This window comes from Streptomyces sp. NPDC051211, from assembly GCF_040689505.1.
Taxonomy (GTDB): Bacteria; Actinomycetota; Actinomycetes; order Streptomycetales; family Streptomycetaceae; genus Streptomyces.
Genome location: NZ_JBFBAV010000066.1, coordinates 1 through 22,001 on the forward strand (window position 1 = coordinate 1; position 22,001 = coordinate 22,001).

Consider the following 22,001-nt stretch of genomic DNA (forward strand, 5'->3'; position numbering starts at 1 on the left):
CACCCACCCAGCCCCGCCGGGGTCGGAGCGCTACCCAGCCCCTCCGGCGTTTGAGGAGCGGGGTCTGGGGCGGAGCCCCAGTTCGGGAAGGGGCGGGGTGGGGAACAGCTCCGCGCAGCGGCCGCCCTGCCTGGTGCGGCGCCGTTGCCGGGGGCCGGCCCCCGGGCCCGCGCGCCTCAATCGCCGGCGGGGCTGGAGTTGCCTGCGGCACCCCAGCCGTAAGGCCTGGCGGGGGGAGGTGCCCGGCGGGGCTGGAGGTGCCGGGTCCGGGTGCGGCGCCGTTGCCGGGGGCCGGCCCCCGGACCCCCGCGCCTCAAACGCCGGCGGGGCTGGAGGGGGCCCGGCGGGGCTGGGGTGTTCCGGCGGGGCTGAGGCGCGGCCCGGCGGCTGGAATTGCCGCTGCGCGGCACCCCCGGCCAGCAGGGCCCGGCAAGGCCGGAGGCGGCCCGGCAAGCCCGGAGATGGGCCGGCAGGCCGGGGATGGGCCGGCAAGCCCGGAGGTGGGCCAGCAGGGCCGGAGGTGCCCGGCGGGTCAGTTCAGGGAGGCGACTCGGTCGCGGTATTGGCGGACTGCTGCCACGTCGCGGTACGGCTCCAGGCGGCGTTCGAAGTCCCGCACATACTCCACCGCCCGCACCGACCGCATCTCCATCGCCTGCTGCGCCGCCTCCGCCCCCAACGCACACGCCTGCTCCAGCTCCCCCAGCCCGAGCCGCGCCGTCGCCAGCACGACGCGGCAGAAGAGGCGGGACCGGGCATAGCCCGGGGAGCGGAGTTGCAGGGAGCGTTCCGCGTGCTGGGCCGCGGCCCGGTACTGCTGGAGGTCCCGGTGGCAGTGCCCGAACTCGTCCGCGAGCTGCGCCTCGTCGAAGAACCGCGCCCAGTGCGGCACGTCGTCCCCCGGCCGGGCGGCCCCGAGGGAGCGTTCCGCGCGCACGAGGGAGGCCGTTGCCGCCCGGACTTCGCCGAGCACCGCATGCCCCCGCGCCTCCGCCGAGTGCAGCAGCGCCTGCACCACCGGCGGCGGCCCGGAGCCGACGCCCTGCTGGGCGACCCGGGCCAGCTGCACCGCCTCCCGCCCGTGCCCGAGGTACACCGCCTGGCGGCTCATGGTGACCAGGACGTACGAACCGTACGGCCGGTCGCCCGCCGCCTGGGCCAGCCGCAGCGCCTGCACGAAGTACCGCTGGGCCAGCCCGTGCGCCGCGATGTCGTACGAGGTCCAGCCCGCGAGCCGGGTCAGGTCCGCGGCCGCCGCGAACAGCCGGCGGCCCGTGGTCTCCCCGTAGGTGCCCCGCAGCATCGGCTCCGCCTCGTGCTCCAGGTACCGCACCAGGGCCTGCCGGGCGTGTCCGCCGCCGTACGCCTGGTCCAGGGTCCGGAACAGCTCTCCCACCGACCGCAGCGCCGCGATGTCCCCGCCGGTGACCCGCTGCCCGGGCCCCCGGTCGATCTGGCGCTGCCGCGGCACCGAGGTCCGGCCGCCCTGCACCGGGATCCGGGACCCGGCCGCCGCCACCTCCCCCCGGCCGACCCGCTCGTCGGCCCGTCCGATCAGCCAGTCCCGGCTGGGGACCACCAGCCCGGCCGGGGTGAACGCGATCTTCCGGAGTTCCGCGTGGGAGCCGGAGTCCTTGCGCCACAGCCCGCTCGCGATGTCCACCGCCTCCTCCGGGGTGGCGGCGAACTCCAGCCCGGCGTAGACCGGTGCGCACGCGTCCAGGCCGAGGTCCTGCGCCGACAGCCGGCGGCCCAGCCGCCGGGTGAACACCTCCGCGATCAGGGCGGGCGTGGTGCCGCGCGGCTGCTGCCCCCGCAGCCACCGGGTCACGGACGTCTTGTCGTACCGGAGATCCAGACCGTGTTCCAGGCCGAGCTGATCGACCCGGCGGGCGAGCCCGGCGTTGGAGAACCCCGCTTCGGCGATCAGCGCCGCGAGCTGCCGGTTGGGGACGCGCTGCGCAGGTCGTTCCGTCATCAGCTTCCACGGTCTCCTGACGTGACGGGCCGGTCACGGGCCCTGTGAACGGCGTGAATGTAGCGGCGAACCTCCCTTCCGCCGCCCTCTCTGCCCCACATTCATCCGATCGTGTGCAGAATCTGCACGGCTCTTTACGGACGACCCCCCTCCCCCCGCGTACGCTGCGCCTCATGACCCGCCGGCCCCCCGAGCTGGAACCGATCCCGGAGCCTGTCCCCGAGCCCGTCCCGGATCCCGTTCCCGAGCCCGTTCAGGAGCTCGTTCCGGAGTCCACGGCCCCGCTGCCCGCCCCGGAGCTCACCGAGGCCGAGTGCCGGCGCTGCGGCACGCTCATCGCCGGGCTGGACGGGCGCTACGCCTGCGGGGTGTGCGGCTGGGTCAACGACCACTCCGAGGGCCACCGGCGGCTGCCGCGCGCGGACGAGGACCCGGACCTGCCACGGGGCCGCAGGAAGCGGAAACAGCCGCCGCCGTACCCTTGCTGAGTGCGATACGTGCACACGGCAGGTTTCAGCAGGTTCAACGAGGAGGCGCTGCGGTGACTGAGCTGCGGTTTGTCCGTCTGGGCTTCGGGCCCGAGATGGTCGAGTACAGCGAGGCGTGGGAAGAGCAGCGGCGCGTCCACGCGGCCCGGTTCGCCGACGAGATCGACGACACCTGCCTGCTGCTGGAGCACCCGCCCGTCTACACCGCCGGCCGCCGGACCGCCGACAGCGAGCGCCCGCTCGACGGCACCCCCGTCATCGACGTGGACCGCGGCGGCAAGATCACCTGGCACGGCCCGGGCCAGCTGGTCGGCTACCCGATCATGAAGCTGCCCCGCCCGGTGGACGTGGTGGCCCACGTCCGCCGCCTGGAGGAGGCACTGATCCGCACCGCCGCCGAATTCGGCCTGGAGACCACCCGGCTCGAGGGGCGGAGCGGGGTGTGGGTGCTCGGCGACGCGACCGAAAGCGCAGAGCAGCGTCCGGCCGTGGGCGGGCTGTCCCTGGACTTCGACCCGCGACTGCAGGACGAAGAGTTCGACCCCCGGCTGAACGGCCCCGACTACGCCCCGTCCAACGCCGGCCAGCGCCGCGAGGACCGCAAGCTCGCCGCCATCGGCATCCGCGTCGCCAAGGGCGTCACCATGCACGGCTTCGCGCTCAACGTGAACCCGGACAACACCTGGTTCGACCGGATCGTGCCCTGCGGCATCCGGGACGCCGGTGTGACCTCGCTCTCCTACGAGCTGGGCCGCGAGATCACCATCGGGGAGGTGCTGCCCGTCGTGGAACGGCACCTCAAGGACGTGCTGGAGAACGCCGAGCTGCGGCCGCGCGAGATCGAGCCGGCCGCCGGCGCCTAGCGGGCGGGGAATGCGTCCGGCCACCGCCAGGTTGGCCGACGTAAGAGCGTACGAAATTACGGGCGTACCCTGGTGGGCGCCGAGGAATCAAAGTCACAGGGAGCCGGTCGTGTCCGCAGTCGCACCCGACGGACGCAAGATGCTGCGCCTGGAGGTCCGGAACAGCCAGACCCCCATCGAGCGCAAGCCCGAGTGGATCAAGACCCGGGCGAAGATGGGTCCCGAGTACACCGCGATGCAGAGCCTCGTGAAGAGCGAAGGCCTGCACACCGTGTGCCAGGAAGCCGGTTGTCCGAACATCTACGAATGCTGGGAAGACCGCGAGGCCACCTTCCTCATCGGCGGTGACCAGTGCACGCGGCGCTGTGACTTCTGCCAGATCGACACCGGCAAGCCCGAGGCCCTGGACCGCGACGAGCCGCGCCGGGTCGGGGAGTCCGTGGTCACCATGGACCTGAACTACGCCACCATCACCGGCGTCGCGCGCGACGACCTGGCGGACGGCGGCGCCTGGCTGTACGCCGAGACCGTGCGCCAGATCCACCAGCAGACGGCGGGGCGCGAGGGCGGCCACACCAAGGTCGAGCTGCTGGCCCCCGACTTCAACGCGGTTCCGGAGCTGCTGGAGGAGGTCTTCGCCTCCCGGCCCGAGGTCTTCGCGCACAACGTGGAGACGGTGCCGCGCATCTTCAAGCGGATCCGCCCCGGCTTCCGCTACGAGCGCTCGCTCGAGGTGATCACCAAGGCGCGCGAGTACGGCCTGGTGACCAAGTCGAACCTGATCCTCGGCATGGGCGAGGAGCGCGAGGAGGTCAGCGAGGCGCTGCGCGACCTGCACGCGGCAGGTTGCGAGCTCATCACGATCACCCAGTACCTGCGGCCCTCGCCGCGGCACCACCCCGTGGAGCGCTGGGTGAAGCCGGCCGAGTTCGTGGAGCTGGCGAAGGAGGCCGAGGAGATCGGCTTCTCGGGCGTCATGTCCGGGCCGCTCGTTCGCTCCTCGTACCGTGCGGGTCGGCTGTACGGGCAGGCGATGGAGAAGCGTGCGGCGGTCTGAGGTCTCGCGGGCCCTCACCGACTGTGTGAATTGACGCACAAAGTCTTACCAACGGGTAACACCGCATCGGCGCGGCCCCTAGGCTCATTCAAGGAAGAGCCTGGCGGGCCGCGTCAATGTTTCATAGGTGATTGACCGACTAGTCATGCCCTGGTAACACCCATCAGTGATGCTGGGTCCACGCACAGCAACGAGAGCACCGAGAGAGGGATCACCATGCAGGCCGCGCCCGTCCGCGCCATCGCCGTCCCGACCCTTGGCGACGCCATCCGTGGCATCGAGTCGCTGCTCATCCGCGGCGCCCGCCGCAACGCCTGGACCGCCGTCCTGGAGGACCGCCGCCGGGCCCAGGACCGGGTCGAAACCGAGCATGCACTCGAAGCCGTGGCTACCCGGACGCCGCAGGCCACGTAAACTTCGTCGTATGGCGAGGAAGTCAAACGCAGACACTGCTGCGAACCCCGGGCGACTGAAGCAGATCGCCCTGACCTACAAGATGACCCGACGGGCCGATTCCAAGATCGGTCTGATCATCGCGGGCGTGGGAATCGTCACCTTCGGTGTCTTCCTTGCGATCGGCTTCCTGATCGGCCACCCGGTCTACCTGGGCATCCTGGGCTTCCTGGTGGCCTTCCTCGCGATGGCGATCGTCTTCGGGCGACGCGCGGAGCGGGCTGCCTTCGGGCAGATGGAGGGCCAGCCGGGAGCGGCCGCGGCCGTACTGGACAACGTGGGGCGTGGCTGGACCACCACCCCGGCCGTCGCGATGAACCGCAACCAGGACATCGTCCACCGGGCGGTCGGCAAGGCCGGCATCGTGCTGGTCGCCGAGGGCAACCCGAACCGGCTGAAGACCCTGCTCGCGGCCGAGAAGAAGAAGATGGCCCGGATCATGCCGGAGATCCCGGTGCACGACATCATCGTCGGCACCGGGGAGGGCGAGGTCCCGCTCAAGAAGGTGCGCACCACCCTCATGAAGCTGCCGCGCGTCCTGGCCGGCCCGCAGGTCACCCAGGTCAACGACAAGCTGCGGGCGATGGGCGACCTGATGAGCAACATGCCGCTGCCGAAGGGCCCGATGCCGAAGGGCATGCGGATGCCGCGCGGCGGAAAGATGCGCTGACCTGCTTTTCGTATACGACGACACGCACGACACAGAGGGGCGCCCCGGAGCTTTCGGCTCCGGGGCGCCCCTCTTCGCGCTGATCTTCGCAGTTCACGTACGTGACATATTCGACCCTCGGACGGCTCAGATGCGCACCTGGACCGCGCGGGCCAGCCGGTCGTGCAGCCCCCGCCCGTCCCGGTCCCAGATCAGCGCCGGGACGACCAGCACCAGCAGCACCGTACGGAGCAGCACCCGCGGGAAGCTCAGCCGGCCGCCGGCCTCCGAGACGACCCGCAGGCCCACGAGCCGCTTGCCCGGGGTGAAGCCCACCGTGCCGACCGTGAGCACGGCCAGGGCGGCGAAGAGCGCCAGCGTCCAGTTGCCCGCCGCAGCCCAGTCCCCGCCTGTGATCAGGCCGTATGCGATGAGCTGGCAGGCCATCCAGTCGATGGCCACCCCGCCCAGCCGGCGTCCGAACCGGGCCACAGAGCCGGGACCGTGCTGCGGCAGACCGAGCTGCTCGCCCGGGTAGCCGAGGTCGATGCCCATGTTCTCCGCGGCCGCACGGGGGCCGGAGAGCCAGGATCCGATTGCTTGCCTGTTGTCCACCCGACCACGGTACCCGTGGCGCCTTCGGCACCCTCGGCGGGACCCCGGTTAACTTGTGCGAAACAAATGGGTCATGCTTGAGAAATCCCGTCTGCTTATGGTCGGGTCAGCGTGCGGCACCGCACTGACGCACCACGAGCTATAAAAAGCCCGTCCCTGCCCCGGGGTGGGAGTAGGAGGAGTTGGATGTTCCAGAACGCCGACGAAGTGAAGCAGTACATCGAGGAGAACGACGTCAAGTTCGTCGACGTCCGCTTCTGCGACCTGCCTGGTGTGATGCAGCACTTCACCATCCCGGCTCGGGCATTCGACCCGGCGGAGGAGCTCGCCTTCGACGGCTCCTCGATCCGCGGCTTCCAGGCCATCCACGAGTCCGACATGGCTCTGCGCGCCGACATCACCACCGCGCGCCTGGACCCGTTCCGCCGCGACAAGACGCTGAACATCAACTTCTTCATCCACGACCCGATCACGGGTGAGGCCTACAGCCGCGACCCGCGCAACATCGCGAAGAAGGCCGAGGCGTACCTCGCCTCCACCGGCATCGCCGACACCGCGTACTTCGGCCCCGAGGCCGAGTTCTACGTGTTCGACAGCGTGCGCTTCGCGACCTCCGCGAACGAGGGCTTCTACCACATCGACTCCGAGGCCGGCGCCTGGAACACCGGTTCCGAGGAGAACAACCGCGGCTACAAGGTCCGCTACAAGGGCGGCTACTTCCCGGTCGCCCCGGTCGACCACTTCGCCGACCTGCGCGCCGAGATCTCCCTCGAGCTGGACGCCCAGGGCCTCCAGGTCGAGCGCCAGCACCACGAGGTCGGCACCGGCGGCCAGGCCGAGATCAACTACAAGTTCAACACGCTGCTCGCCGCGGCCGACGACCTGATGCTCTTCAAGTACATCGTGAAGAACGTCGCCTGGCGCAACGGCAAGACCGCGACCTTCATGCCGAAGCCGATCTTCGGTGACAACGGCTCGGGCATGCACGTGCACCAGTCGCTGTGGGCCAACGGCGACCCGCTGTTCTACGACGAGGCCGGCTACGCGGGCCTGTCGGACACCGCCCGCTACTACATCGGCGGCATCCTCAAGCACGCCCCGTCGCTGCTCGCCTTCACCAACCCGACGGTGAACTCCTACCACCGTCTGGTCCCGGGCTTCGAGGCCCCGGTCAACATGGTGTACTCGCAGCGCAACCGCTCCGCGGCCATGCGCATCCCGATCACCGGCTCGAACCCGAAGGCCAAGCGCGTCGAGTTCCGCGCCCCGGACCCGTCGTCCAACCCGTACCTGGCCTTCTCGGCCCTGCTGCTGGCCGGCATCGACGGCGTCAAGAACAAGATCGAGCCGCTGGAGCCGATCGACAAGGACCTCTACGAGCTCGCCCCCGACGAGCACGCGGCCGTCCCGCAGGTCCCGACCTCCCTGGACGCGGTCCTCACCGCCCTGGAGAACGACCACGAGTACCTCCTGGCCGGCGGTGTCTTCACCCCGGACCTGATCGAGACGTGGATCGACTACAAGCGCACCCACGAGATCGCCCCGATCGCCCAGCGCCCGCACCCGCACGAGTTCGAGCTCTACTTCGACCTCTAAACAGCGCGAGCAGCGGCCCCGCCACTCCCCGGAGACCATCCCGGAGAGCGGCGGGGCCGCTGTGCTGTGGGCCTCAGCCCTGCTGGGGCACGCTGTTCTTCGGTACCGTCTGCGTGCAGGGTGCGGAGCCCCTCTTGCCGTCCTCCGCCGTGAAGACGACTTTGAGCTGCCCGGATCCGCGCAGCTGCACGGTCGTGGTCGCGTTACCGGACTTGTCCGCCGTGACCCTCGGCCCCGGGTCGAGGTCGAGGGACTGGCCGGGCTTCCACCCCTGGAGCTTGACCGTCAGCCGGGAGTCGTTCCGCTGCCCGTTCGTCGCCGGGGCCTTCTCCGCCGTGCAGGTGCCGGCGCTCGGCTCCTTCCCGGGCTCGGTGCCGACTCCGGGGCCCTTCGTGCACGGTACGGACTCCTTTCCGTCCTCCCCGTAGTAGATCTCTGCGGGGGCCCTGTCGGCGGGGATCAGCATGGGCGTGTTCCCGTTGCGCAGGATCGCCTGCTTCTGGCCGTCGACGAGCACGTACAGCCTGGTCTCCGGCTTCCACCCCTCGAGCGTGAGCTTCACCAGCGGGGTTCCGGCCCGGGTGTCCTCGGTCTTCTCGATCTTGCACGTGCCGATCGCGTCCGCCGGGAGCCCGGGCTTCGGGCCGGGCACGCAGGGCACGCTCTCCTGCTCCGTCGGGCCGTAGTAGACCCTCGTGGGATCGTCCGGTGTGACGAACCCGTCCCACTGCCCGTTCTCGTCCACCTGGAACGGGGCGGAGTTGTTGGGGCTCCAGAACAACTTCTGGTTCGGCTCCCAGCCCGTGACCCAGGTCTGGATCTGGTTGAAGTCGTCCGTCACCAGCGTGCACTTGCCGACGGCCGGCGCGCGGGCCGTACCGGCCGACGGCTCTGCCGCCGCTGCCAGGGGTGAGAGCGCGATCGAGGCTGCGAAGGGCGCAGCCACGAGGGCGCGGCGCAATCTGCGGTGCATGACTGCCTCCCGCGTGCTCGACCTGCTCACGGCGCGGTGGTCGGGCAGGTGACCTTGGGCACCTTCTGGTCGTACCTGTACTTCCACCGTAGGGCGGCCCCCCGGGCCCCGCTCCTCTAAGGTTTTGTCCCCACCGGCGAAGGGGGCGGAGTGGACCAAGAGGACCGGCGGGCCACGCACAACAGCATCGGGGGCGACGCCCGGGTGGGCATCGTGGTGCAGGCGGACACCATCCACGGGCTCACCTTCGGCGACCCCGGGGCCGCCGCCCCGGCGGTCCCGGCCGCCGACGACGGTGATCCCTGGGTGCGCCGGGCCGCCGGGTCCGCGGTGTGGGAGCAGGTGCCGCAGCGCTGGGCCGCCGCCCTCGAGGCGCACCGCGGGCGGGCCGCGGCCCTGGCCGCGGAGCTGGCCCGGCTGCGGGACGGGCTGGAGGACGGCGGCGCGGTGACGGAGGACCCCTGGTGGGACCCGGGCGTCGCCGTCCGGTTCCTGGAGTGCACCGAGCTGCTGCTCGCCGGGGCGGAGCCCGACCTCTACCCCGCCGAGGCGGCGGTGCTGGTGCTGCTGCCCTTCCTGCACCGGGTCCACTACCTGGGCCGGGCGGCGGCCGAGGTCGGGGAGGTCCGGCCGTGGACTCTGCGCTCTGACCCGGACGCGGGCCGCGGACGGCGCGCGTACGAGATCTTCCTGGACGAGGACCAGACGCTGGTCCAGCGGGCCCTGCGCACCCCCGACGCGGAGCCGCAGGTCGGCTGGTGGCTGTTCCACCGGTGGCTGGTCGCGCAGCGCGAGTTCTCCGACCCCGGCTCGCCCGCCGCCCTCATCGGCGGCCTCGGCGAGCCCGCCGCCTGGTTCGGCGAGGCCCTCGCCGCCCGCCGCGTCACCGCCCTCCTCCAAGGGCTGCGCCGCGGCCCCGACGTCTGCCATCCCGAATTCCTGGACCGGCTCGCCGCCGACGACCGGATCCGCACCGGCGCGGGCGGGCCCCAGCAACTCCGGGAACAGCGCCTGATGCTGCTGGCCGCCCTCGCGTACGGCATGTCCGCGGAGCCGGCACTGCTCCCCGGCATCGTCGCCGAGCATCTCGCCATCCCCGACCCGGTGGACCTCGCGGCCCTCCGGACCACCCTGGAGCGGGCGAGCTGGGGCGGCTCGGCGGAGCTGCCGGTGCTGCGGGCCGAGTGCGGGCACGAAGCCGTGGTGGAGGGCGTCAGGGAGTACGTCGGCCGCGTCGACGAACTCCTCCACGCGGTGCGGCGCACCGTCCGTGAGCGCGTCACCCAGACGGTGCCCCCGCTGCCGGCCCGGCTGTCGGCGGACGGTGTCGTCCCGGCCGCGGGAACCTTCGACGGGTACGCGCGGTTCCGCAGCGACGGCCGCCGGTTCCGGGATCTGGCCATGGGCATCGAGCTGTACAAGGACCGCGACCTCGCGGTCCGGGAGCTCTACCAGAACGCCCTGGACGCCTGCCGCTACCGGCGGGCCCGCAGCGAGTACCTGGACCGTACGGATCCGCTGCCGGGCGGCGGCGAGCCGTACACCGGGCGGATCGCCTTCGTCCAGGAGACGGACGACGAGGGCAACACCTGGTTGGAGTGCCGGGACAACGGGGTCGGCATGGGGGAGGCCGAGCTGCGCGGCGTGTTCGCGCAGGCGGGCGCGCGGTTCGCGGAACAGCTGGAATTCAAGCTGGAACGCGCCGCGTGGGAGGCGCTGGACCCGCCGGTGACCCTCCACCCGAACAGCCGGTTCGGGATCGGGGTGCTCAGCTATTTCATGCTGGCCGACGAAATCGAGGTCACCACCTGCCGGATGGCCCCGGACGGCTCCCTCGGCCCCGTGTACGGGGTCTCGATCTGCGGGCCGGCGCACCTCTTCCGCATCGTGCGGAAGTCCCGGCGCGGTCGGGAGCCGGGAACCACGGTCCGGCTGCGGCTCCGGCCCGGACTGGTCCCGGAGGGCTGGTCCTGCGTGGACGTGCTGGAGCGGCTGCTGGGGATCGCGGAGTTCGAGACGACGGCGGAGTACGACGGTGTCGATGCCGTCTGGCATCCCGGACGGTTCAAGGGGCGCGCGCCGGCTCCGTACGGCGGGAGCGAATTCGGCCTGTCGGCATCCGGCCGGGTGCTGGAGTGGGGCGGTGCCCCTGACGGTGTTCACGTCCTGTGGTGCGAGGAGGGGGGTGCGCTTCTCGTGGACGGCCTGGTGGTGGAACCGGTCGGGCGCACCGGCTTCCTCAACGCGTCCGGCCGCCAGGGCCTGATGGGCGCAGTGGTGAACCTGACCGGCCCCTGGTCCCCGGCCCGGCTGTCGGTCGACCGCAGGAACGTGCTCGACGACGTCGCCCCGGTCGTGCAGCCCCTGCTGGAGGGGGCGGCCGCCGTACTGGCGCAGGCGGAGGGCGAGCCGGACCTGCCCGACTACGACTGGCTGTGCCGCGTGGCAGCCGGGAGCGCACCCCTGGCCGACACCGTCGCATCCGCCCTGGGGGCGGCCGGACGGCGGGTGCCGGCCGGAGGAGTGGTGCTCGGCGAGGGCAGTGCGGGCTTCTTCCTGGCCGATGCCAGTCTCGTCCTGGGCACGCGCGGCCTGGGCTACACCAGCCAGACCGATATGGAGGGGCTCGAGAAGGCACCGGACCACATCTACCTGTGGCGGATCCTTGCCCACGGCCCGCGCGGGTCGCTGTCCGAACTGCTGGAGTGCTGCCCGGAGATCGGGGACCTGGGAGAGGTCCGGAAGGCTCTTCCCTCCGACCAGGTCCTGCTGCGGGCCAAACCGTACCGCGGGAGCGGGCTCCTTGTGACCCTCGACGACATCGCCCGCACGGCCGAGCTCTTCCGTCAGGACCCGCGACAGGTGGCGATGCAGGCGGCAGCCCTCGGCTATCCCGAGCTGTCCCCCCTCAACTGGGCCGACGGAGCCTCGCTCAGAAGCGCTGACACCCATGTCTTCGCCACCTACGACGCCATCTCCCCGGGAGGCGGCCCGGCGACGACCGACACCCTCCTGTCCGCGGTCGAGCACACCAGGATGGGGGTGGCCGGAACAGCCGAGTTCCTGCGGAGTTTCGGATGCGAGGTTCCCGCGGAGGTCGAGGACATGTGCATGGCGGCGGACGAGGAGCCCCTGGTGCGTCTGGTGCCGACCGGCCCCAACCGCAAATGCTTCATGCCCGGCTCCGAAGTGCCCCCGGGGCACGTGGTCGCGGCGAGCCTGGACTTCGGCCTCACCGTGTCCGAGGTGTGCCGACGGCTCGCGGACCACGGCCTCCGAGCGGACCCGGCCGGGCTGCCGGAGCACCCCTCGGAGGAACTCGAGGTGCTGCTGGCTGTCCACGGGGACGAGTCGCGGCGGTGGCTGGAGAGGTCCCGTCTGGTGCCGCCCGGTCATGTCCTGTATGTGGCGGGTCGGTTGGAGACGGAGCCGGGGGAGGTCCTGGCCCGGCTGGCGGAACTCGGCTTCCGCGGTCCCCGCCTTCCGGCCGATGCCGTGCAGGAAGACCTCGCCGACCTGAGGAACGGGGCCTACGAGGGCTACCTCGATCCCGCGTCCCGCCTCTCCTACGTCGACGTACTCGAGGGGGCCTGGAGCTCACCGGACGCGATGCGCCGCCGCATCGCCCGGTTGCACGCGTACGGGTTCCAGATCCCGCTGGAGGTCCCGCAGCGGCCCACCGACCTGGACCGGGAGGTGCTCGACGACGGCAGCCCGTTCCCGTGGTGGGCGCTCGACGTGGATACGGTGGTGCCCTTCGCCTACGTGCTGATCGCCGCGCGCAAGCTGCACGTCACCCCGGCGGTACTGGCGGGCCGGATGCGCGCCTACCGGATGCCGCTGTCGCACCGCGCCCTGCCGGAAGGGCTGTCCGAACGCGAGGCCTGGAGGCTCCTGGGGGTGGACCGGCTGGAGGGGGACGACGTGCCGACGGCGGCTTCCTACCCCCTCGAGTACCTCCACCAGACGGCCCGGGAACGCGGCACCACCCTGGGCGAGGTCGTCGGCCTCCTCCGGCGGCTCGGCATCGACGTCCCCGACCCCGCCGACACCATCCGGGCCGCCCTCGCGCGGGTGCCCCGGGCCTGAGTCAGGAGCCGGACAGGATCGACATCCCCCGGGTCAGTTCCCGCAGGGAGCGGACAGCCAGTTCGGCGGGGGAGCCGGGGCCCGAGGCCGGGGCGTCGGTGGTGGACCAGACTTCCAGGGAGACGCGGATCGCGTCGGTGGCCGCCGCGGCCAGGAGGCGGATCCGGAGGGGGTCGGCGGTGGGGCCGGCCAGGCGGGTGAGGATCGGGGCCAGGTCCTCCTCGGAGTCCTGGTTGACCCGGTACCAGACGGCCCGCAGGGCCGGGTCGTCGACCGAGGCACGGAGCAGGCCGCGGGTCCACTCCAGGCCCTCCGCGACGGCCACCGGGCCGGTCAGGGAACGGGTGACGGCGCGTTCCAGGGCCTCGGAGAGCGGGGTGCCGGGGTGCTCCTCGGCGAGCAGGGCCCGCCACTCGTCGCCGCCGCCCGCCAGCAGCGGGGCCACGGCCTCCTGCTTGTTGCGGAAATAGCGGTAGAACGTACGCAGTGCCACGCCCGCGCGATGCGCGATGTCCTCGGCGGTGGTGCCGTCGGGGCCGTGTGCGGCGAACAGCTCGCAGGCCGCGCGGGCGATGTCGAGCTGGGTCGCGGCCTTGCGCCGCTCGGTCAGCGACTGGGCGCCCGGGCCGGCCTGGGGGGAGTACGGACGAGGGGATCTCACGAGGGGAAAGGGTACTCCTGGTTGCCGGAGGCAATTGCATTCTTTGTCACTATGGCAAAACGTGTCGTGGCCTCGGTACGCTCGGCACATGAACCGTTACGAAGGACGTCGCGTCCTCATCACCGGCGGCGGCTCCGGCATCGGCCGGGCCACCGTCCACCGCATCCTCGCCGAGGGCGGCCGGGTCCACACGGTCGACGTGAGCGAGGCCGGGCTCAAGGCCACCGCCGAACAGGCCGCCGCGGCCGGGGCGGGCGAGCGGCTGACCACCGCCCCGCTCGACATCTCCGACGAGAACGCGGTCAAGGAAGGCGTGGCCGGCGCGGTCGACGCGCTCGGCGGGATCGACGTACTGGTCAACGCCGCCGGCATCCTGCGGTCCGAACACACGCACAAGACCACCCTGGAGTTCTGGAACAAGGTCATATCCGTCAACCTGACGGGGACCTTCCTCATGGTGCGCGAGTCCCTCGCCGCGCTGCTGGCCGGCGACAAGCCCGTCATCGTCAACTTCAGCTCCACCTCGGCGTCCTTCGCCCACCCCTACATGTCCGCGTACGCGGCCAGCAAGGGCGGCATCCAGTCCATGAGCCACGCACTGGCCGCCGAATACAGCAAGCAGGGCCTGCGGGTGGTCTGCGTGGCGCCCGGCTCCATCGAGAGCGGCATGACCACCGGCTCCGGCCCCGGCCTGCCCGAGGACACCGACTGGTCCCTGTTCGCCAAGCTGGCCCCGGCCATCGGCCAGGGCTTCGCCGGGCCCGAGACCGTCGCCGGGGTCGTCGCCATGCTCGGCTCGGACGACGGCGCCTTCATCACCGGGACCGAGATCCGGATCGACGGCGGCACGCACCACTGAGCCCTGGGGCACTAAGCCCTGAAGCGCTCCCAGAGCCGGGGGAACCGCTCCGCCAGGACGGCTTCGTCCTCGAAGTCCAGCGGAGCGCCCTCCGGCTCTGCCGCCTGCACCGGAATCCCCAGGTCCGGCGCGACCACCCCGGTCAGCTGCTCGTACGCCTCGTCCGCCGCGTACCCCAGCTCCTCGCCGTCCCCGTCGATCTCCTCGTCGAACTCGCCCAGCAGCTCCGCCAGATGGTCCGGGTCGTGCACGCCGCCCTCGAAGACCTCCCGGCCCTGGCCGATCAGCCAGCACCGGAAGTAGTCGAAGGCGTCGTCGCTGGCCCCGTCGAGGAGTACCCAGGCCGCGCCCCACAGGTCCCAGGTGTACGCCCGGTTGTAGCGCGACTCGAAGTGCCGCGCGAAGTCCAGGACGGAGTCCGGGTCGAGCTGCGTCAGCCGCTCGACGAGCAGCTCGGCGTGTTCCTCGGGGTCGCCTTCGGCGGCCTCGCGGGTACTGTCGACGATCTCCCAGAACTCCGTCTCGTCCATCACCGCTCCAGCATCACGGGTGCGGGGGCCGCCCGCCACCGCGTGTACGGCGAAAGGCCGGTGTCCGACCCCCGAGTGGGGGCGGACACCGGCCTTTCACGCGTCGAGCGTCACACGTCGACCGTCACACGTCGAGCTTCACGCGTCACCGGGGAGGGCTCAGAGCGCGTAGCGCTCCCGGGCCTCCTTCACGGCCGAGGCCGGAACCTCGCCGCGGCGGGCGAGCTGCGCCAGCGCGGCCACCACGATCGACTGCGCGTCGACACCGAAGTGGCGGCGGGCGCCCTCACGGGTGTCGGACAGGCCGAAGCCGTCCGTGCCCAGCGAGGTGTAGTCCTGCTCCACCCACTGGCTGATCTGGTCCGGAACCTGGCGCATCCAGTCGGAGACGGCCAGGACCGGGCCCTGGGCGCCTTCCAGGGCGCGGGTGACGTACGGCGTGCGGACCTCGCCGCGCAGCAGCGCCTCGTCGCACTCCAGCGCGTCCCGGCGCAGCTCGCCCCAGGAGGTGGCGGACCACACGTCGGCGGCCACGTTCCAGTCGGCGGCCAGCAGCCGCTGCGCCTCCAGCACCCAGTGGATCGCGGTGCCCGAAGCCATCAGCTGGATCTTCGCGGCGTCCGCGGCCGGGGCGGCCTCGCCCAGGTCGGCGGCGGTGTTGAAGCGGTAGAGGCCCTTGACGATGCCCTCTTCCACACCCTCCGGCATGGCCGGCTGCGGCTTCGGCTCGTTGTAGACCGTCAGGTAGTAGAAGACGTCCTCGGGCGTCTCGCCGTACATGCGGCGCAGACCGTCCTTGACGATCACCGCGATCTCGTACGCGAAGGCCGGGTCGTAGTTGAGCGACGCCGGGTTCGTGGACGCGATCAGGTGCGAGTGGCCGTCCGCGTGCTGCAGGCCCTCACCGGTCAGGGTGGTGCGGCCGGCCGTGGCGCCGACGATGAAGCCCTTGCCGAGCTGGTCGGCGAGCTGCCACATCTGGTCGGCGGTGCGCTGCCAGCCGAACATCGAGTAGAAGATGTAGAACGGGATCATCGGCTCGCCGTGCGTCGCGTACGACGTGCAGGCGGCGATGAAGTCGGCCATGGCGCCGGCCTCGGTGATCCCCTCGTTGAGGATCTGGCCGTCCTTGGCTTCCTTGTAGTACATCAGCTGGTCGCGGTCGACCGGCTCGTACGTCTGACCCAGCGGCGAGTAGATGCCGGCCGACGGGAACAGCGACTCCATGCCGAAGGTACGGGCCTCGTCGGGGACGATCGGCACCCAGCGCTTGCCGGTCTCCTTGTCCCGCATCAGGTCCTTGACCAGCCGGACGAAGGCCATGGTGGTGGCCATCTCCTGCTTGCCGGAGCCCTTGAGCAGCGGGGCGAAGGAGCGCTCGGCCGGAGCCGGCAGGGCCACGTGGTGGACCTTGCGGGCCGGGGCCGGGCCGCCGAGGGCCGCGCGGCGCTCGTTGAGGTACTGCACCTCGGGGCTGTTCGCGCCCGGGTGGCCGTACGGGACCCGGCCGTCGGCGAAGGCGCTGTCCGGGATCGGGAGGCCAAGGAGGTCGCGCATGTCCTTGAACTCGTCGATCGTCAGCTTCTTCATCTGGTGGTTCGCGTTCTTCGACTCGAACCCGGCACCCAGGGTGTAGCCCTTGACGGTCTGCGCGAGGATGACCGTCGGCGCGCCCTTGTGCTCCAGGGCGGCCTTGTACGCGGCGTGGACCTTGCGGGGCTCGTGGCCGCCGCGCGAGGTGTGGAAGCACTCGGCGATCTTCGCGTCGGACAGCACCCCGGCGAGCTGCACCAGCTCGGCGTTGACGCCGAAGAAGTGCTGCCGGATGTAGGCCACGTCGCGGGTCGCGTACGTCTGGAACTGCGCGTCCGGGACCTCGCGGAGGCGGCGGACCAGGGCGCCCGTGGTGTCGAGCTGGAACAGCTCGTCCCAGGCGGTGCCCCACAGGGTCTTCACCACGTTCCAGCCGGCGCCGCGGAACTGGGCCTCCAGCTCCTGGACCACGCGGAAGTTGGCGCGGACCGGGCCGTCGAGGCGTTGTAGGTTGCAGTTGATGACGAAGGTCAGGTTGTCGAGCTGCTCGCGCGACGCCAGGGCGAGGGCGGCGGTCGACTCGGGCTCGTCCATCTCGCCGTCGCCCAGGAAGGCCCAGACGTGCGAGTTGGAGGTGTCCTTGATGTTCCGGTTCTGCAGGTAGCGGTTGAACCGCGCCTGGTAGATCGCGGAGAGCGGTCCGAGGCCCATGGAGACCGTGGGGAACTCCCACAGCCAGGGCAGCCGCCGGGGGTGCGGGTAGGACGGGAGGCCGTTGCCGCCCGACTCCTGCCGGAAGTTGTCGAGCTGCTGCTCGGAGATGCGCCCGTCGAGGAAGGCGCGGGCGTAGATGCCGGGGGAGGCGTGGCCCTGGATGTAGAGCTGGTCGCCCGATCCGTCGGCCTCCTTGCCCCGGAAGAAGTGCTGGAAGCCGGTCTCGTAGAGCCAGGCGGCGGAGGCGAAGGTGGCGATGTGGCCGCCGACGCCGTACTTGGAGCCGCGGGTGACCATCGCGGCCGCGTTCCAGCGGTTCCACGCGGTGATCTTGGCTTCCATCTCCTCGTCACCGGGGAACTCGGGCTCCGCGGCGGTGGGGATGGTGTTGACGTAGTCCGTCTCCAGCAGCTTGGGCAGCGCGAGGCCGGCGGCCTCGGCGTGCTGGAGGGTACGGCGGAGCAGGTACTCGGCGCGGCGCGTACCGGCGGCCTTGGCAACGGCATCCAGGGAGGCCGCCCATTCGGCGGTCTCCTCGGAGTCGCGGTCCGGGAGCTGGTCGAGCTCGCTCGGAAGCTTTCCTACGGGGTCGGACATCGGTGTGCGCCGCCTTCCGGACTAAGGAGGGTGGTGAAGAAAGGAACCCTGACTGGCAGGACAGGGTCGATGGACCCGGTTGGGGTCCGTCGACGACTGTAAGGCGCTGATCGATGATCGATCAAAGAAAAGTGTCCAAAAAATGTCTGTCAGACGAAAGTCGGCACTGCGTGCCGCGAAAAGAGGCACCCAGTGCCGGGCAAACTCGGACAATCGAGCCGCGGGACCTCATGCACCTCACGCCTCATGCCCGCGGGGCACAGCCCAGCACGTGCCGCTTCACCAGCAGGCCGATCTCCGGGTCCTGCGTACGGAACGCCTCGATCAGGGCCTCGTGCTCCTCGGCGTAGGACTTCTGGACCGTCCCGAGCCAGCGGATCGACAGGGCCGTGAACACCTCGATGCCCAGGCTCTCCCAGGTGTGCAGCAGCACGCTGTTCCCGGCCGCCCGCACCATTTCCCGGTGGAAGCCCACCGTGTGGCGCACCTGCGCCGTACCGTCGCCCGCCCGGTCGGCCTCCCACAGGGCCGCCACGTGCGGCTCCAGGGCACTGCAGTCGGCCGCCAGGCGCGGCGCGGCCAGCTCGGCCGCGATCTGCTCCAGACCGGCCCGGACCGGGTAGATCTCCTCCAGGTCGGCCGCCGACAGGTTCCGCACCCGGACGCCCTTGTTGGGCGCCGACTCGATCAGCCGGAGCGTCTCCAGCTCGCGCAGGGCCTCCCGTACGGGCGTCTGGCTGACCTCCAGCTCCACGGCGATCCGGCGCTCCACGATGCGCTCACCGGGCTTCCAGCGCCCGCTGACGATGCCCTCCACGATGTGCTCGCGGATCTGCTCGCGGAGCGAATGCACCACGGGTGGCGTGATCATCGGGGTTTCATCTCCTGGATTCGCGCAGGGTCGTGATGAGCGTACTGATGCGGGGCGGCGAAGCGGGTACTGATGCGTAGACAATACGGCGGCGCCCCCGCCCGGGAGTATCCCGAACGGGGGCGCCGAAGGTGAGGCTCGTTACAGGCCCAGCTCGACCTCGAACTCGCCCGCTTCCAGGATCGCCTTGACGGCGCTCAGGTAGCGGGCGGCGTCCGCGCCGTCCACCAGACGGTGGTCGTAGGACAGCGTCAGATACGTCATGTCGCGGACGCCGATGACGGTGCCCTCGGCGGTCTCGATGACCACCGGACGCTTGACGGTGGCGCCGATGCCCAGGATGGCGACCTGGTTCGGCGGCACGATGACGGTGTCGAACAGCGCACCGCGCGAACCGGTGTTGCTGATGGTGAAGGTCGCGCCGGACAGCTCGTCCGGAGTGATCTTGTTGCCGCGGACCTTGCCGGCCAGGTCGGCCGTGGCCTTGGCGATACCGGCCAGGTTGAGGCCACCGGCACCCTTGATGACCGGGGTCATCAGGCCCTTCTCGGAGTCCACGGCGATGCCGATGTTCTCCGAGTCGAAGTAGGTGATGGTGCCCTCGTCCTCGTTGATCCGGGCGTTGATGACCGCGTGGGCCTTCAGCGCCTGGGCCGCGGCCTTGACGAAGAACGGCATCGGGGAGAGCTTGACGCCCTCGCGGGCCAGGAAGGAGCCCTTGGCCTGCTCGCGCAGCTTCATGATCTTGGTGATGTCCACCTCGACCACGGAGGACAGCTGCGCCTGCGAGTGCAGCGCCTTCATCATGTTGTCGCCGATGACCTTGCGCATGCGGGTCATCTTGACCGTCTGACCGCGCAGCTCGGAGACCGCGGCGGCCGGAGCCTTCGCGGCCGGAGCGGCAGCGGCGGCCGGCGCCGGGGCGGCAGCCGCGGCCTTGGCGGCCTCGGCGGCGGCCAGGACGTCCTGCTTGCGGATACGGCCACCGACGCCGGTGCCCGTGACCGTGTTCAGGTTGACGCCGGACTCCGAGGCGAGCTTGCGCACCAGCGGGGTCACGTACGCGCCCTCGTCGCCCGAGACGGCCGGGGAGACCGGAGCCGGGGCGGCGACCGGAGCGGCCGGAGCCGGAGCCGGAGCCTGAGCCGGAGCGGCGGCGACCGGAGCCGGAGCCGGGGCGGCGGGAGCCGCGGCCGGAGCCGGGGCGGGCGCGGCCGGAGCGGCCACGGGGGCCGGAGCCGGGGCGGCAGCGGCCGGAGCCGGAGCGGCGGCCGGGGCCGGAGCGGCCGGGGCGGCGGGCGCGGCCGGAGCCGCACCGGCGGCACCGATCACGGCGAGACGGGCGCCGACCTCGGCGGTCTCGTCCTCGCCCACCAGGATCTCCAGCAGGGTGCCGGCGGCCGGCGAGGGGATCTCGGTGTCGACCTTGTCGGTGGAGACCTCGAGCAGCGGCTCGTCGGCCTCGACCGTCTCGCCGACCGACTTCAGCCAGCGGGTGACGGTGCCCTCGGTGACGGACTCTCCCAGCGCGGGCAGCACGACATCGGTGCCGGACGCGGCCGGAGCCGCAGCGGCGGCCGGGGCCGGGGCCGGGGTCTCGGCCGGTGCGGGGGCGGCCGGGGCCTCGGCGGCGGGCGCCGGAGCGGGGGCCTCGGCGGCGGCCGGAGCGGCAGCCGGGACCGGCGCGCCGGAGCCGTCGTCGATGACGGCCAGCTCGGCGCCGACCTCGACGGTCTCGTCCTCGGCGACCTTGATGGAGGCCAGGATGCCGGCGACGGGCGAGGGGATCTCGGTGTCGACCTTGTCGGTCGACACCTCGAGCAGCGGCTCGTCGGCCTCGACGCGCTCTCCCTCGGCCTTCAGCCAGCGGGTGACAGTGCCCTCGGACACGCTCTCTCCGAGCGCCGGAAGGGTTACGGAAACCGCCATGGTTTCAGTTGCTCCTAACGAATGTGCGGAAGTGGTCGTCGCGCCCGTGACTGTTAGTCGTGGGAGTGCAGCGGCTTGCCGGCCAGGGCCAGGTGGGCCTCGCCCATGGCCTCGTTCTGCGTCGGGTGCGCGTGGATGAGCTGCGCGACCTCGGCCGGCAGAGCCTCCCAGTTGTAGATCAGCTGGGCTTCGCCGACCTGCTCGCCCATCCGGTCACCGACCATGTGGACGCCGACCACGGCACCGTCCTTGACCTGGACGAGCTTGATCTCGCCCGCGGTCTTCAGGATCTTGCTCTTGCCGTTGCCCGCCAGGTTGTACTTGAGGGCGACGACCTTGTCCGCGCCGTAGATCTCCTTGGCCTTGGCCTCGGTGATGCCGACGGAGGCGACCTCGGGGTGGCAGTACGTCACGCGCGGCACACCGTCGTAGTCGATCGGGACGGTCTTCAGACCGGCCAGGCGCTCTGCGACCAGGATGCCCTCGGCGAAGCCGACGTGCGCCAGCTGCAGGGTCGGGACGAGGTCGCCGACGGCCGAGATGGTCGGCACGTTGGTCTGCATGTACTCGTCGACCAGGACGTAGCCGCGGTCCATCGCGACGCCCTGCTCCTCGTAGCCCAGGCCCTGGGAGACCGGGCCGCGGCCGACGGCGACCAGCAGCACCTCGGCCTCGAAGGTCTTGCCGTCGGCGAGGGTGACCCGCACACCGTTCTCGGTGTACTCGGCCTTGTCGAAGAAGGTGCCGAGGTTGAACTTGATGCCGCGCTTGCGGAAGGCGCGCTCCAGCAGCTTGGAGCTGTTCTCGTCCTCGACCGGGACGAGGTGCTTGAGGCCCTCGATCACGGTGATGTCGGAGCCGAAGGACTTCCACGCCGAGGCGAACTCGACGCCGATGACGCCGCCGCCCAGCACGATGGCCGACTCGGGGACGCGGTCCAGGACCAGCGCGTGGTCCGAGGAGATGATGCGGTTGCCGTCGATCTCCAGGCCCGGCAGCGACTTCGGGACGGAGCCGGTCGCCAGCAGGACGTGGCGGCCCTGGATGCGCTGGCCGTTCACGTCGACGGAAGTCGGGGAGGAGAGGCGGCCCTCACCCTCGATGTAGGTCACCTTGCGGGAGGCGACCAGGCCCTGCAGGCCCTTGTACAGGCCCGAGATGACCTCGTCCTTGTACTTGTGGACGCCCGCGATGTCGACGCCCTCGAAGGACGCCTTGATGCCGAACTGGGCGGCCTCGCGGGCCTGGTCCGCGATCTCGCCCGCGTGCAGCAGAGCCTTGGTGGGGATGCAGCCGTTGTGCAGGCAGGTGCCGCCGAGCTTGTTCTTCTCGATCAGGGCAACGTCGAGACCCAGCTGGGATGCGCGGAGAGCCGCGGCGTAACCGCCACTGCCACCGCCGAGGATCACTAGGTCGAAAACGGTGCTGGCGTCGTTCGCCACGTCACGTCCTCCATGCATGTGCGCCGGGCACCGGTCCGTGACCGGGCGGCGGCTGGTAATCGGCCGCTTATCTTCGGCCCTGTGGTGGGGGCCCTGTCCTGCCG

At 71.3% G+C, this 22,001-nt stretch carries 17 protein-coding genes; 8 read left to right on the plus strand and 9 right to left on the minus strand.

From position 1 onward, the window contains the following. Positions 1 to 532: 532 nt before the first annotated feature. Positions 533 to 1,978 (minus strand): regulator, encoded by a 1,446-nt coding sequence (locus tag AB0447_RS34310; protein ID WP_366480846.1) that lies wholly within the window; start codon positions 1,976 to 1,978, stop codon positions 533 to 535. Between the two features lie 173 nt (positions 1,979 to 2,151). Between AB0447_RS34310 and AB0447_RS34315 the strand changes: the two genes are divergently transcribed. The 5 genes from AB0447_RS34315 (at position 2,152) to AB0447_RS34335 (ending at position 5,509) form a co-directional block, all read left to right on the plus strand. Continuing rightward, positions 2,152 to 2,466, plus strand: coding sequence for a hypothetical protein (locus AB0447_RS34315; RefSeq protein ID WP_366480847.1), 315 nt, complete (start codon positions 2,152 to 2,154; stop codon positions 2,464 to 2,466). A gap of 53 nt (positions 2,467 to 2,519) precedes the next feature. After that, positions 2,520 to 3,329: a lipoyl(octanoyl) transferase LipB gene (lipB, locus tag AB0447_RS34320; protein WP_366480849.1), complete on the plus strand. Its 810-nt coding sequence runs from the start codon at positions 2,520 to 2,522 to the stop codon at positions 3,327 to 3,329. A 109-nt stretch (positions 3,330 to 3,438) separates the two neighbouring features. Continuing rightward, positions 3,439 to 4,386 carry a lipoyl synthase gene (gene lipA, locus AB0447_RS34325; protein WP_366480850.1) on the plus strand — a complete coding sequence of 316 codons (948 nt, stop codon included), beginning with the start codon at positions 3,439 to 3,441 and terminating at the stop codon, positions 4,384 to 4,386. 216 nt (positions 4,387 to 4,602) lie between these two features. Next, the gene (locus AB0447_RS34330) at positions 4,603 to 4,800 is read left to right on the plus strand and encodes a hypothetical protein (protein ID WP_366480851.1); all 198 of its coding nucleotides are present in this window, start codon (positions 4,603 to 4,605) and stop codon (positions 4,798 to 4,800) included. Positions 4,801 to 4,810: 10 nt separating this feature from the next. Further along, positions 4,811 to 5,509 (plus strand): DUF4191 domain-containing protein, encoded by a 699-nt coding sequence (locus tag AB0447_RS34335; protein WP_366480852.1) that lies wholly within the window; start codon positions 4,811 to 4,813, stop codon positions 5,507 to 5,509. A gap of 126 nt (positions 5,510 to 5,635) precedes the next feature. On the opposite strand, the gene AB0447_RS34340 is transcribed toward AB0447_RS34335, so the two are convergent. Continuing rightward, positions 5,636 to 6,103 (minus strand): RDD family protein, encoded by a 468-nt coding sequence (locus AB0447_RS34340; protein ID WP_366480853.1) that lies wholly within the window; start codon positions 6,101 to 6,103, stop codon positions 5,636 to 5,638. A 186-nt stretch (positions 6,104 to 6,289) separates the two neighbouring features. Here AB0447_RS34340 and glnA point away from each other — a divergent pair, with 186 nt between their 5' ends. Continuing rightward, positions 6,290 to 7,699, plus strand: a complete 1,410-nt coding sequence (gene glnA, locus AB0447_RS34345; RefSeq protein WP_366480854.1) for a type I glutamate--ammonia ligase — start codon at positions 6,290 to 6,292, stop codon at positions 7,697 to 7,699. A 73-nt stretch (positions 7,700 to 7,772) separates the two neighbouring features. Here the strand turns inward: glnA and AB0447_RS34350 are convergent, their stop codons facing one another. Further along, positions 7,773 to 8,672 (minus strand): hypothetical protein, encoded by a 900-nt coding sequence (locus AB0447_RS34350; protein ID WP_366480855.1) that lies wholly within the window; start codon positions 8,670 to 8,672, stop codon positions 7,773 to 7,775. Between the two features lie 150 nt (positions 8,673 to 8,822). Between AB0447_RS34350 and AB0447_RS34355 the strand changes: the two genes are divergently transcribed. Continuing rightward, complete coding sequence (locus AB0447_RS34355; protein WP_366480856.1) at positions 8,823 to 12,761, plus strand: ATP-binding protein; 3,939 nt, start codon at positions 8,823 to 8,825, stop codon at positions 12,759 to 12,761. A gap of 1 nt (position 12,762) precedes the next feature. Here the strand turns inward: AB0447_RS34355 and AB0447_RS34360 are convergent, their stop codons facing one another. Further along, entirely contained in the window at positions 12,763 to 13,422 is a 660-nt protein-coding gene (locus tag AB0447_RS34360; RefSeq protein ID WP_366480857.1) for a TetR family transcriptional regulator, read from the minus strand. Between the two features lie 88 nt (positions 13,423 to 13,510). On the opposite strand from AB0447_RS34360, the gene AB0447_RS34365 reads away from it, so the two are divergent. Continuing rightward, complete coding sequence (locus tag AB0447_RS34365) at positions 13,511 to 14,281, plus strand: SDR family oxidoreductase (protein WP_366480858.1); 771 nt, start codon at positions 13,511 to 13,513, stop codon at positions 14,279 to 14,281. A gap of 11 nt (positions 14,282 to 14,292) precedes the next feature. Here the strand turns inward: AB0447_RS34365 and AB0447_RS34370 are convergent, their stop codons facing one another. The 5 genes from AB0447_RS34370 to lpdA form a co-directional block, all read right to left on the minus strand. Further along, the gene (locus tag AB0447_RS34370) at positions 14,293 to 14,811 is read right to left on the minus strand and encodes a DUF4240 domain-containing protein (RefSeq protein ID WP_366480859.1); all 519 of its coding nucleotides are present in this window, start codon (positions 14,809 to 14,811) and stop codon (positions 14,293 to 14,295) included. Between the two features lie 159 nt (positions 14,812 to 14,970). Then, the gene (aceE, locus tag AB0447_RS34375) at positions 14,971 to 17,655 is read right to left on the minus strand and encodes a pyruvate dehydrogenase (acetyl-transferring), homodimeric type (protein WP_366480860.1); all 2,685 of its coding nucleotides are present in this window, start codon (positions 17,653 to 17,655) and stop codon (positions 14,971 to 14,973) included. Positions 17,656 to 17,899: 244 nt separating this feature from the next. After that, positions 17,900 to 18,523, minus strand: coding sequence for a GntR family transcriptional regulator (locus AB0447_RS34380; protein ID WP_366480867.1), 624 nt, complete (start codon positions 18,521 to 18,523; stop codon positions 17,900 to 17,902). A gap of 144 nt (positions 18,524 to 18,667) precedes the next feature. Beyond that, positions 18,668 to 20,455: a 2-oxoglutarate dehydrogenase, E2 component, dihydrolipoamide succinyltransferase gene (gene sucB / locus AB0447_RS34385; protein ID WP_366480861.1), complete on the minus strand. Its 1,788-nt coding sequence runs from the start codon at positions 20,453 to 20,455 to the stop codon at positions 18,668 to 18,670. A gap of 53 nt (positions 20,456 to 20,508) precedes the next feature. Then, a complete protein-coding gene (gene lpdA / locus AB0447_RS34390) occupies positions 20,509 to 21,897 on the minus strand; it encodes a dihydrolipoyl dehydrogenase (protein WP_366480862.1) in 1,389 nt (462 codons plus the stop codon). Between the last annotated feature and the right edge of the window lie 104 nt (positions 21,898 to 22,001).